The sequence below is a fragment of the Rhodococcus sp. SB1D genome (assembly GCF_048573875.1).
GTDB lineage: Bacteria > Actinomycetota > Actinomycetes > Mycobacteriales > Mycobacteriaceae > Rhodococcus_F > Rhodococcus_F qingshengii.
Map to the genome: position 1 here is coordinate 1 of NZ_JBMAIQ010000030.1, position 12,274 is coordinate 12,274.

The 12,274-nt window shown below is 61.0% G+C and carries 10 protein-coding genes; 7 read left to right on the forward strand and 3 right to left on the reverse strand.

Translation table 11 applies throughout. The features are described from left to right. Positions 1-194: 194 nt before the first annotated feature. The gene (locus ACN50D_RS31015) at positions 195-962 is read right to left on the reverse strand and encodes a DeoR/GlpR family DNA-binding transcription regulator (protein ID WP_212634185.1); all 768 of its coding nucleotides are present in this window, start codon (positions 960-962) and stop codon (positions 195-197) included. Positions 963-989: 27 nt separating this feature from the next. Further along, the gene (gene pdxA / locus ACN50D_RS31020; protein ID WP_212634184.1) at positions 990-3,242 is read right to left on the reverse strand and encodes a 4-hydroxythreonine-4-phosphate dehydrogenase PdxA; all 2,253 of its coding nucleotides are present in this window, start codon (positions 3,240-3,242) and stop codon (positions 990-992) included. A gap of 212 nt (positions 3,243-3,454) precedes the next feature. Here pdxA and ACN50D_RS31025 point away from each other — a divergent pair, with 212 nt between their 5' ends. The 7 genes from ACN50D_RS31025 to ACN50D_RS31055 are packed head-to-tail and all read left to right on the forward strand — an operon-like array spanning position 3,455 to position 10,443. After that, the gene (locus ACN50D_RS31025) at positions 3,455-5,032 is read left to right on the forward strand and encodes an ABC transporter substrate-binding protein (protein WP_212634183.1); all 1,578 of its coding nucleotides are present in this window, start codon (positions 3,455-3,457) and stop codon (positions 5,030-5,032) included. Positions 5,033-5,036: 4 nt separating this feature from the next. Then, positions 5,037-6,041: an ABC transporter permease gene (locus tag ACN50D_RS31030; RefSeq protein ID WP_007732496.1), complete on the forward strand. Its 1,005-nt coding sequence runs from the start codon at positions 5,037-5,039 to the stop codon at positions 6,039-6,041. Further along, on the forward strand, positions 6,041-6,988 hold the full coding sequence (locus tag ACN50D_RS31035; protein WP_003941426.1) for an ABC transporter permease: 948 nt from the start codon (positions 6,041-6,043) through the stop codon (positions 6,986-6,988). The genes ACN50D_RS31030 and ACN50D_RS31035 overlap by 1 nt, the downstream gene beginning before the upstream one ends. Positions 6,989-6,991: 3 nt before the next feature. Beyond that, entirely contained in the window at positions 6,992-7,825 is an 834-nt protein-coding gene (locus tag ACN50D_RS31040) for an ABC transporter ATP-binding protein (protein WP_212634182.1), read from the forward strand. Continuing rightward, positions 7,822-8,688: an ATP-binding cassette domain-containing protein gene (locus ACN50D_RS31045; RefSeq protein WP_052959926.1), complete on the forward strand. Its 867-nt coding sequence runs from the start codon at positions 7,822-7,824 to the stop codon at positions 8,686-8,688. The genes ACN50D_RS31040 and ACN50D_RS31045 overlap by 4 nt, the downstream gene beginning before the upstream one ends. Beyond that, positions 8,688-9,647 (forward strand): aldo/keto reductase, encoded by a 960-nt coding sequence (locus ACN50D_RS31050; RefSeq protein WP_081557277.1) that lies wholly within the window; start codon positions 8,688-8,690, stop codon positions 9,645-9,647. The genes ACN50D_RS31045 and ACN50D_RS31050 overlap by 1 nt, the downstream gene beginning before the upstream one ends. 34 nt (positions 9,648-9,681) lie before the next feature. After that, a complete protein-coding gene (locus ACN50D_RS31055; protein WP_007732505.1) occupies positions 9,682-10,443 on the forward strand; it encodes an HpcH/HpaI aldolase family protein in 762 nt (253 codons plus the stop codon). Between the two features lie 63 nt (positions 10,444-10,506). On the opposite strand, the gene ACN50D_RS31060 is transcribed toward ACN50D_RS31055, so the two are convergent. Further along, positions 10,507-11,931: an aldehyde dehydrogenase family protein gene (locus ACN50D_RS31060; RefSeq protein WP_007732506.1), complete on the reverse strand. Its 1,425-nt coding sequence runs from the start codon at positions 11,929-11,931 to the stop codon at positions 10,507-10,509. Positions 11,932-12,274: the final 343 nt, after the last annotated feature.

The following is a 12,274-nucleotide window of genomic DNA, read 5'->3' on the forward strand; positions in this document are numbered from 1 at the left end:
GAAGCGGGAGTCGGTGTCCGTGTCGCTCTGACTTGGAATAAGTTACGCGTCCGCCGAAGTCTTTGACAAATCCACAGGTCAGAGACTCAGAGGTATCCATTTCCCCAGCAAGATTGCCCATTTCAGTCGATTTTCACGAATTCGGACATCATGTGACGCCGGACACCGTGCCCGGATCGGCACGCAGCGGGAACTCACACCACTTGGACTCGGATACCTGCATCCTCGAACAACGCGACTTGCTTTGCGTCTACTGCAGCATCGGTAACCAGCACGGCCCCCGGCGGTATCGGCGCCCACGCATGGAAAGGACGTTCACCGAGCTTGGCGGAGTGGGCGAGGATGTAGACCTCGCCGGCACGTTCGATCATCATTTCCTTGAGCCGGGTCTGATCGAGCTCAGCTTCACAAATACCCAGGTCAGCCGTAACTGCATCGGCACCGAGGAATGCCTTGTCAAACGACACCCGCTGCAGCGACGCTTCCGCCAGTGGCCCGACGAATCCTTGACTGAGCTGCCGCAGCGTCCCGCCGAGACATTCGACTCGAACGCCATCAGCGTCGACTAACGCCTCGAGCGCCGTCAGCCCTGCAGCGATCACCGTCAAATTCGTCACGTGACGTAAGAACTCTCCCATCGCTCCGACGGTGGTACCTGCATCAAGAAGTACGGTTTCCCCGGGCCGAACCTGCTCAGCAGCCCATTCGGCGATGCCCCGTTTGGCGTCGAATCCCTCCATTGCGCGTTGACGCAAGGAGGATTCCGGATGAGGGTTGAGAGCAATCGCCCCGCCGTACGTTCGAGCAATTACTCCCTGGGCAGTCAACTGACTCAGGTCGCGACGAATCGTGGATGCAGTCACCCCGAATTGGGCAGACAGATCCTCGACACTGGCCAGACCGCTGGTGCGAGCGAGCCTCGCAATCTCCGACCGCCTCGCCTCCGACTCCCGGATGGCCATCGCTCCTCCCCCTACAAACCGTGGTTCTTACTTGGAAACGAATGTGCTGGTTGCCAATTCGGCCGCCTGCCGCAGCGCTTCGACCATACTACCGGCCTCGGCAATGCCCTTACCTGCAATGTCGAAAGCGGTTCCGTGATCGACGGAGGTACGGATGACAGGTAACCCGACGGTGATGTTGACGCCGGCCTCGATCCCGAGAACCTTGACCGGGCCGTGCCCCTGATCGTGGTACATCGCAACGATCAAGTCGTAGTCCCCACGTCCAGCGAGGAAGAATGCCGTGTCCGCCGGCAGTGGGCCGTGGACGTCGATTCCTTCTGCCTTCAAGAGTTCAACGGCGGGAATGATCTTCTGCTCTTCTTCTCCGTACCCGAAAAGCCCGTTCTCCCCCGCATGCGGGTTGATCCCGCACACGCCGATTTTCGGAGATGGATTGCCCGAGCGCACCAAAGCTTCGTGACCTCGACGAATGGTCCTCTCGACCAGGCCGGGCTCGATCCTGGCAACTGCATCGAGCAGTCCGATGTGAGTGGTCACGTGAATCACCTTGAGCTTGGGGGTCGACAACATCATCGACACCTCCTCGGTACCGGTCAGGTGCGCAAGCAATTCCGTGTGTCCGGGATAGATGTGTCCTGCCGCATGCAGCGCTTCCTTGTTCAGCGGCGCCGTACAGATCGACTGGACTTCACCGCGTACGGCGAGTTCGCTTGCGACGCGGATATATTGATAGGCCGCATCCCCCGCGACTGCCGACAGTTCACCCCAGGCGAGATCCTCGGGTAGCAAGTCCAGGTCGATGACGTTGATCCGTCCATCGATGAATTCAGCATCCTTGATCTCCTCGATCGCGACCACGTCGACGTCGATTCCGAGCACCGTGGCAGCCAATCGCAAACGCTTCGCGTCGCCGACAACAACAGGGCGGCAACGCTTTCTCGTTTCGGCGTCGAGGAGTGCGGGGACGATCACTTCCGGTCCGACGCCGGCGCCGTCGCCCATCGTGACAGCAATCAGCGGCAGTGGAGTGGATTCGATTGACATGGGATTGACCTCGTTGTCTGAAGGAGTAACTGAAGGTGGACTGTCCGGAGCGGCGACCGGGGTGGGGTGCGCGAGAAACTTCGTTATGGAGAAAAGACTGTGTGCATTCCCGAAACTGCCTGGCCGCGTGACGATGTACCGTCCGGTGCGATCGACGGAAAGTACCGCGCCGTGTTCAATTTCGTAAATCGGTGACAAAGTGTCGATCCGCAGGCGGTCGAGAACGCTGCGCGCGGTTTCGCCACCGGTAAGAACCAAGTCGATCGGGTACTCGCCGTGGGAGAATCCTGCATCGACGGCAGCGATCAGATCGGCGAGAGCCGAAACGAGGTGGACGGATTCTGCAGGCACGACAGGTCCACTTACCGAAACCACGACGTTTCCGCGATCCAGTGCGTTCAGAATCGGAAGCGGATCGACCGAATGCGCCAGCAGCTCAGCACTGTTCACTTCGATATGGTGCGCCCCTGAATCCCGAAGCAATGCCACTTGGTCCCCGGCAGACGCATCCGCCGTCCCCACGACGACCAAGGTAAATCGAGAAACACGAAGAGATGGGCACGCGACGGGTGACTGCACGGTTCTTCGTCGTGCCACTGCCATCGCGAGCGCCGAGGTTCCTACCAATCGAGAACCCCGAACCTCCTGTGCTGCAGCCACAATCAGTTCCAGATCACTCTCGGTCTCGACGTCGCAGATCGCCACCGACCCGGCTTCTGAGATCGACGCAAGAACCTGGCTCAAACGCCCGGAGCGAATGTCATCCAGCGATACGCCAGAAGTGATTGCCGACGGGCCGAGCGCCTCTGCAATCGACCGAGGAGTCGGCTTCGACTCCGCGCGCCACAGGTCAGTGGAGTGCAACGCAACCCCATCGACCAACACCACGCCGTCTTGCACCGTGCGCCCTTGTCTGGGCAGTCCGGCGGCGACGATGACCGGAGATCCGTCGCGGGAGAGTTCTCCAACCTCCGCTGCTATGTTGCCCCTGAGCAGGGAATCGATCTTCTTGACGATCTCGGAGCCGTCAGACGATTGCAGAACTGATCTCACGTCCCGAGAGGCTCTGGCGGGGTCGGATCGCCGTGAGTGCAGATCGAAAACCGTCACTCCTGATCCGTCGGGCGCATCTGGGCCGAGCCGAAGCGATATGCCCGAACTGCGGAGCAGAAATCCTGCGGCCGACTCCGCTGCTCCGGAAAGATCATCAGCGATGATTACCAGTGGTTTCATCGAATTCCTCGACCCCCTTTCGGTCTGAATCGAGTATGCACAGCATCGCAACCGATGCGCGAAGTACGCAATCGAAGTTACGGGACTTGCGCGAAGTGCGCAACAGTGCCATTGTGAGCTGAGTTACAAGCGAGAGCCCGACGCGATTGTTCACCAACAGTCCGCTCGGAGCGTCGCCCCCACGCTGCCCCGTCAGGATCGAAAGGTCACCGATGACCAATACTCGTTTGCGAACACCACAGCTCTCCCGGCGATCCTTTCTGCAGTTCACCGGGCTGATCGGTGGCGCAACGCTTCTGGGCACGACTGCCGCGTGCGCCGGCCCTACCGGGAAACCGACACAGGACACCCTGGTGCTCGGGCTCAACCGCTCGCTCGTCAGCCTCGACAACAAACTCAATCAATTCGACGCAGCAGTCACGGCTCAACGTGGCGTCAGACAAGGTCTCACCCGGATCGGCGACAATCTGACACCGCAACTCGTTCTCGCTGACAGGTTCGAATCGACCGGCCCGACCGAGTGGACGGTTCGACTCCGCGAGGGCATCCGTTACTCCGACGGCACACCTGTGCTGATCGACGACGTCACGACGGCAATGCAGATGTACCAGCAGGTCAGCGGATCGTTTGTCGCACCGCAGTTCCCCGAGTGGCCGACGGTCGTCCCCATCGACGATCGCACCTTCATCCTTCGGACGAATTCCCCGGTGCCGGTTCTGGACTCGCTCATGTCCAACATCTTGATCACCCCGGCCGCTGCCAACGAACCCAACGAACTGCAGAGCGGAATCGGGTCGGGACCGTTCGTCGTCAGCGAATCGAACCGGGGCACCGGCGATTACACACTTGTCGCCAATGACAACTACTGGGGCCCGGCCCCCGGCGTTCGTCGTGTTCAGGTCCGCTTCATTCCCGAAGAGGCCGGCCGCGTCGTCGCGCTTCGGAGCGGCGAGGTCGACGTCATCGACTCGATCAGTCCCGATTCCGCCGAACAACTCGCCGATCTGCCTGGTGTCCAGGTGGACACAGTACCGAGCACACGCATCAACCAACTGTTCTTCAACTTCCGCAAGCCCGCCGATCACCCACTGTCCAATCCGCGTGTCCGAGAAGCTCTCACGTATGCCATCGACGGTGAGTCACTCGCTCGGGACGTGCTGATCGGTTCCGCAGTCCCGGCCACCGGCCCCGCACCGTCGACCTTGGACGGAGCCGTGAAAACCGGCACTTACCAATATAATCCACGGAAAGCGCGGCAAATGCTCGAGGCCGAAGGCGCCGACGACCTCGAACTCACCTTCATCTGGGAAACCGGAGAGTTCACCAACGACGTCTCGGTGATGGAATCGGTACTCGAAATGATGAAGGCCGTGGGAGTACGCGTCAAACTCCAGCAGTTCGAACCGGGCGGTGACATCTCGTCCTGGCGCCAGGGCAAGACCGGCGACTGGGATGTGCTGGGCAACGGCTACGGCAACCAGACCGGACTTGCACTGACCACGTTGCAGGGGATGTACGCCGGCACAGCGGAGAAGGAAGCAACTCGCGACACCTATCACGGGTACGTCTTCCCCGAAATCACCGCGAAGATCCAAGCCGCATCCAGTGAACCAGACCCGACCAAGCGCGCCGCTCTACTCGACGCCGCACAACAAGACATCTGGAACACCTGGCCTTGCCTGTGGAGCTTCGTACCCAACGCACTCCTTGCGAAACGCACTCGTGTACAAAATGTTTCACTGACCCCAATCAACTCCTACGACCTCGGCGCCGTCCGATTGGAGGCCTGAGGCGATGACTCTCACCGCTCCGAAACCGCAAACCGCTCTCGGAATCTCTCCGCGTCGACGCACACGGATCAACCCGACCGTCAAATACGTGCTCAAACGTCTGGCACAGAGCGCCTTGACGATCTTCCTCACGCTCACAACAGTGTTCGTCCTGATCCGAATGGCACCCGGCGATCCTGCCTACGCCTTGGCCGGACCGCTGGCCAGCACCGAGGATCTCGCACAGATCCGTGCTGACATGGGCTTGGACAAGTCGGTGTTCTCCCAATACCTGATCTACCTGTGGGACCTCGTCCACCTGAATCTCGGCACGTCGTACTCGTTCCAGGCGCCGGCCATGGACGTTGTCCTCGGCCGTCTCCCGTACACCATCACCCTTGCCGTCAGCTCCATTCTGTTGACCGCCGTGCTCTCGATTCCGCTGGGCGTGTGGATGGCCCGTCACGCGGACACCAGACGTGAACTCGGTGCGAACGTCGTAGCCGTCGGCGGGCAGTCCATGCCGGAGTTCTGGAGCGGCCTGATGCTGGTGACGATCTTCGCGGTCTTGATCCCAGTACTCCCGGCAGCCGGCTTCACCACATGGCCGTCGTTGATCCTGCCTACCGTCACCATCGCCATCCTTCAGATCGCGTTGATCTCCCGGATGGTTCGACGCGAAATGGTCTCGGCCTTCGCTTCTCCGTACATCACCGTCGCACGCTCTCGCGGAGTATCGGAACGCGAACTCACCTGGCGATATGCGATGCGCAATTCGGCGATTCCGATCGTCACCGCGCTGGGCACCAGATTTGCCGGAATGCTGAACGGCGTCGTGGTGGTCGAGGTCGTGTTCGCCTGGCCTGGTGTCGGCTCGCTGGTGGTCCGCGCACTCGAGACTCGCGACTACCCGCTCATCCAGGCCACCGTACTTGTCACCGCGGTTCTCGCAGTGCTCGTGCAACTGGCAGTGGACCTCCTCTACCCCCTCCTGGATCCACGCGTGCGACTCGGAAAGGGCGCCAACTGATGACTACCGTCTTGGAACCTCCAACAACTCCACGCGCCAGCGCGGTCACCGAGGCAGACTTCGCACGCGCCGGAGCCACGCGCCGTAAGCGAGACAGCCGAGTCAAGATCTGGGCCGGCTCGATCTGCGCGCTCCTGGTGATTCTTCCTGTTGCATTGGCCGGGCTGCTCCCCCTTGCAGATCCGAACCAGACCAACCTGAGCAGTCGACGGCTACCGCCCCTCACCGACGGCCATCTGTTCGGCACCGATCAGTTGGGACGAGATCTGCTCTCACGGATCCTGCACGGCGGCCAGGTGTCTCTGACGATCGGTATTCTCGCCGTGATCGTCTCCGGCGTCATCGGCATCGTCGCCGGATCCGCCGCGGGGTACTTCGGTGGTTGGGTCGACACCGTGATCTCCCGCCTACTCGAAGCACAGCTTTCTCTGCCTCTGCTGATGATGCTGCTTCTCGTTGTTGCGCTGTTCGGCCCGTCCATTCCCGTCATCACGTTTGTCATCGCGATCGCACAGTGGCCCGAAGTCGCACGGTTGACTCGCTCATTGGTACTCGTCGAACGCGAAAAGCCTTACGTAGCTGCAGCTCGAGTCCTCGGACTTACCCGCATGGCCATCCTGCTTCGTCACGTCATTCCCAACATCGTCAAGCAGGCATCGCTCGTCGTCCTGCTGCTGCTCGCGCAGGCCGTACTGCTGGAAAGTTCGTTGAGCTACCTCGGCGCCGGACCGCAACGTCCATTCGCTACCTGGGGACGAATCATCGCCGACGGCCAGGACTACATCACCACGTCATGGTGGATCGTCACGTTGACCGGTCTGATGATCGTGCTGCTGGTCGTCGGAGTGAACCTACTCGGCGATGGTCTGCGCGATCGTCCTGCAGGTTCGAAACGACTGGGCGCAAGCCTGTTCGGGCGTGGCAGCGCCCAGAAAGCGAAGGCGTGAGACATGGGAAATCTACTACGGGTCGACGATCTCCAGATCGAACTTGTCACGGCGAACGGCGTCATCCGAGCCGTCGACGGCGTGTCCTTCTGCATCGACGCCGGTGAAACCGTCACCATCATCGGTGAATCCGGCTCCGGAAAGTCGACGACAGCCATGGGGATTCTCGGACTGCTTCCGGACGATCTTGCGGTTCTTTCCGGGAAAGCCGTGTTCAAGGGTCAGGACATTCTCGGAAACACGAAGATCCTGAACGATATTCGCGGAAAACACATCGCGCTCATCCCCCAGGACCCGATGACGGCTCTGAGTCCCGTCCACACCATCGGCAGCCAACTTCGAGAAGCAGTGCGCCACAGCGGTGTGACCGCGAAGAAGCAACAAATCGAGCGGGCAGTGCAACTGCTCGAGCAGGTACGCATTCCGTATCCGGATCAGCAACTCGACAAGTACCCGCATCAACTGTCGGGTGGAATGTTGCAGCGCGTCCTGATCGCCGGCGCTCTTGCTGCCGGCCCCGAACTGATCGTGGCCGACGAACCCACCAGCGCACTGGACGTAACCGTTCAGGCCGGGATTCTGGATCTATTGCTCGAGTTGCAGGAGCGCACCGGCATCGGAATGCTGGTCATCACTCACGATCTCGGAGTTGCGCGGTTGGTCTCCGATCGCATCTACGTGATGAAGGACGGACGTTTTGTCGAGACCGGTAGTGCCGACGTTCTCGTCGACTCACCGCAAAGCGCCTACACACAAAAGCTTCTCGACGCCATACCTCAACTGGGGCCTTGGGACGGCGACCCCGCCCGTTCAACACAGATCGGAGCCCCGGCATGACCCGCCACGAAACGCCACTTCTCGCCGTCGAAGATCTCGTGGTCGAGTATCCGGTTCCCGACGGAGTTTTCCGAGCCGTGGATGCTGTGAGCTTCTCGGTGGAAAAGGGCAAGACCTTGGCCATCGTCGGCGAATCCGGATGTGGCAAGTCGACCATCGCTCGATCGATCGTCCGACTCCTCACACCGACCAGTGGACGCATTCTCGTCGACGGCAATGACATCGCGCAGATGTCGGAGAAGTCGCTGCGCCCCTACCGCTCTCGCGTTCAAATGGTGTTCCAAGATCCGTACGGATCGCTCGACCCTCATCTGACTGCCGAGGACATCATCGGAGAACCACTGCGCCTCAAAGGTGTTCGGAGCAAGTCTGAACGTGCAAAGGCAGCAGCAGAACTCGTCGATCGCGTTGGCTTGCCCAGCTCGGCACTACACCGGCGTCCGGCGGAGTTCTCGGGAGGCCAACGTCAGCGCATCGGAATTGCTCGTGCACTTGCCAGCGGACCCGAGATCCTGGTCTGCGACGAAGCGACCAGCGCTCTCGACGTGTCGGTGCAAGCGCAGGTACTCGAGCTCCTACGTGAAATTCAGGCCGATACCGGTCTGACGTACGTTTTCATCTCACACAACTTGGGCGTCGTCCGAGAAATCAGCGGGACCGTAGTCGTGATGTCGAAAGGAACCATCGTCGAATCCGGTTCCACAGACACAGTTCTCGCCAGTCCGCGCGAGCCGTACACCCGCGCACTACGAGGCGCTGCTCTCGATCCCACCACCATGGTCGGCATCAAACCACGCCACGTGGTGGCAGCCCTGTCCAAGAACTTGCTAGCCAAGCAGACCGAATCACGAGGAGTTGCCTGATGACCGCCCCACTCGAGCTTCCGAAACTGGTGCTCGGCACCATGACATTCGGAGACACGGTCGACATATCGGGCGCCGGATCGATGCTCGACGCAGCACTAGGCGCCGGTATCTCTCACATCGACACGGCCAACGGCTATGCGGGCGGCGAGTCCGAGCGCATGCTGGCAAAGCTGCTCCACGGCCGACGCGATTCCGTCACTCTGGCCACCAAAGCGGGAATGCCGCATCCCGATGCCGGCGACAACAGCCCACTCTCGACAGAGGGGCTCCGAGCAAGCGTCGAAGGAAGCCTGCGCAGACTCGACACGGACTACGTCGACCTGTTCTATCTCCATCAGCCGGACCGAACCGTCACGCTGACCGAAACTCTCACCACCGTCGCGGAACTGGTTGCCGAGGGCAAGATCCGCACACTCGGCGTATCCAACTTCGCAGCGTGGCAAATCAGTGAAATCAACTACACCGCAGACACAGTCGGAGCTCCCCGACCGATCGTCGCACAGCAGCTCTACAACTTGCTCGCGCGTCGCATCGAAGAAGAATACGCAGAATTCGCGGACGTGACCGGACTGACCACCATGGTCTACAACCCACTCGGTGGGGGCCTGCTCACGGGGCGCCACACCTTCGACGAAAGTCCCGCCGACGGCCGATTCGGCGACTCACGTCTTGCGTCGATGTACAAGGAGCGATACTGGAACACACAGATATTCGACGCGATCGCTCAACTGACTGCAATCGCAGAGCAGTCGGGCATCTCCCTGACCGAGCTTGCGTTGCGCTGGCTGGTCAGCAAGCCCGTCGCCGGATCGCTGCTCCTCGGAGGATCCAAAGTAACGCACCTCGAATCCAATATCGCGGCCATCGGGCGAGGTCCACTCGACGCCTCGACCATCGAAGAGTGTGATCTCGTCGGTGCCGCCCTACGAGGCCCCATGCCCAACTACAACCGCTGAAACACCCGACCTTCATCAGGAAGAGTTCTTCACTATGTCAGCACAGGAATTCGCCGCACGCATCCGAGGACGCGAACGCATACTCGGATATTGGTCCGTCATCGACAGCCCGATCTCGACCGAATGGATCGCGCACGTCGGCTGGGACTACATTGCCCTCGACATGCAGCACGGCCTGATCGGCTATTCGGGGATGGTCGCCGGGCTCACCGCCATCGACTCGTCACCGTCCACCGTCGGGATGGTGCGCGTCGAGGCAAACAATCCGACGCCCATCGGCCGTGCACTCGACGCGGGCGCTGTGGGCGTCATCGTTCCGCTGATCAACAACGCCGAAGAGGCAGCGGCCGCCGTGGCAGCCGCCAAGTATCCGCCTTTCGGCATCCGCTCCTACGGACCCATGCGCTCGCAACTCCGTATCGGCCCCGTTCCCGCCGACGCGAACCGCGACACCGTTGTATTTGCGATGATCGAGACCCCACAGGGTCTGGCGAACGTCGAAGAGATCTGCGCAGTGCCCGGATTGGACGGCGTGTACGTCGGGCCGTCCGACCTACGAATCGCCGTCGGAGGTAAGCACTCCAACGATCCGGACGTCGCCGAGGAATTCGAATCAGCGCTCACCAGGGTGCGCGAAGCTGCCGCCGTCAGCGGAGTCGCTGCGGGAATCCACACACCTTCCGGTCAGGTTGCGGCACAACGGCTCGGGGAGGGCTACACGTTCGCGACCGTGGCCTCGGACCTGACACATCTGGCGAACATCTCGGCTCAGCATTTGGATGCCGCCAAGTCCTGATCCGGGTACAAAAATGGCGATGCTCCCGCACTTGGTACGGGAGCATCGCCATTCTCGAACAAACTATCTCTGAATCGCCTTGATCTCGAGGAACTCTTCGAGCCCGAACGTGCCGGCCTCGCGCCCGACGCCCGACTGCTTGTACCCACCGAACGGAGCATTCGTGTTGAAGGCGCCGCCGTTCACCTCGACCTGCCCGGCACGCAGTTGCCGTGCGACGCGATCCGCGCGATCGGGGTCACCTGACCAAACGCCACCGGCCAGTCCGTACTCGGTGCCGTTAGCGATCCGCACTGCGTCGGCCTCGTCTTTGTAGCCCATGATCGAGAGGACCGGTCCGAAGATCTCCTCGCGCGCAATGGTCATGTCTTCGGTCACGTTCGCGAACACCGTCGGACCGACGAAATATCCACTGGCCAGACCGGTTTCGCGACCGTCGACAACCGCGGTGGCACCTTCCGACACACCCTTCTCGATGTATCCGCGAACGCGTCCCAGCTGATTCGCGTTCACCAGAGGACCAAGCACCGAAGTCGGCTGAGTCGGATCACCTACCGGGAAATGAGCGGCGACCGCAGCAGCAATTGCCGCTGCCTCATCCACCTTCTCCGCGGGAACCAACATACGCGTCAGCGCCGAACAGGTCTGGCCCGAGTTGATGAAGCACTTTGCGACGCCGTCCGTGACAGCCTTTTCGAGATCGGCGTCGTCGAGAATGACGTTCGCCGACTTGCCACCCAGCTCGAGCGAGACCTTCTTGATGGTGTCCGCGGCGACGATGGCCACTCGCTTGCCTGCCCGAGTCGACCCGGTGAAGGAGACCATGTCGACTTCCGGGTGGCCGGCGATGGCTTCACCCACTACCGGGCCGTAGCCACTTACCAGGTTGAATACACCTGCAGGCAAACCAATTTCGTCGAAGATGTCAGCGAGAGCGTACGTGATGAGTGGCGCAACCTCGGTGGGCTTGAGAACCACGGTGCAGCCCGCCGCGAGCGCACCGCCAACCTTCAAGACAACTTGGTGGAGCGGGAAGTTCCAGGGAGTGATAGCGCCGACAACACCCGCAGGTTCGCGAACAATCAGCGAATTCCCGACCTCGTGAGCGTCGAAATCATAAGTGCGAGCCAATTCGGCAAATGCATTCAAATTCGCGAGCGGCATTCCGATTTGCACGGGCTTCGCGAATCCGATCGGCATGCCCATATCCTGCGAAACCAGCGCCGCAAGATCATCGGTACGTTCGGCAATAATCGCCGCGGCTTTGGAAAGATATTCGGCTCGCTCGCCGCCGGATAGTGCAGACCAAGCGGGGAAAGCCTTTCGTGCTGCCTTCGCGGCCGCATCGACATCTTCGACAGTGCCTTCGGCGACAGTTCCTATCAGCTCTTCGGTAGCCGGATTGAGAACGTCGATCCGACCGCTGCCAGTGGATTCGATCCAGGCGCCATCAACATAGATTTTGGTGCGGTCGAGAATATCGGTCATCAAAGCCTCCGTAGTCATCACGCGTGCACAGGTGAGGTGGGCCCGATCACACGGGGCACCTCTTCCGAGCCTAGCCACGCTCGACGGGTTCCGTGGCAGGTTGGTGTCGCGATTGACCGTCGACTGACGAGACCTGTGGTGAGCGCAGGCTTTTCGCGGATCGCGTGAACGTACCGTTCCCCTCGTTGAGGAGGGTGAGAGTGCCGTTCACTCCATGCCGGGGTGCCGGCGGCGTGCCCGCCCTTGATGGTGTGAACGGTACGTTGGGTCGATCTGAGGCGACGAACGTGCCGTTCGCTCGAAGTCGGGGGTGTTTTGGGTACGAGAAAGCCCCCCAACCAGT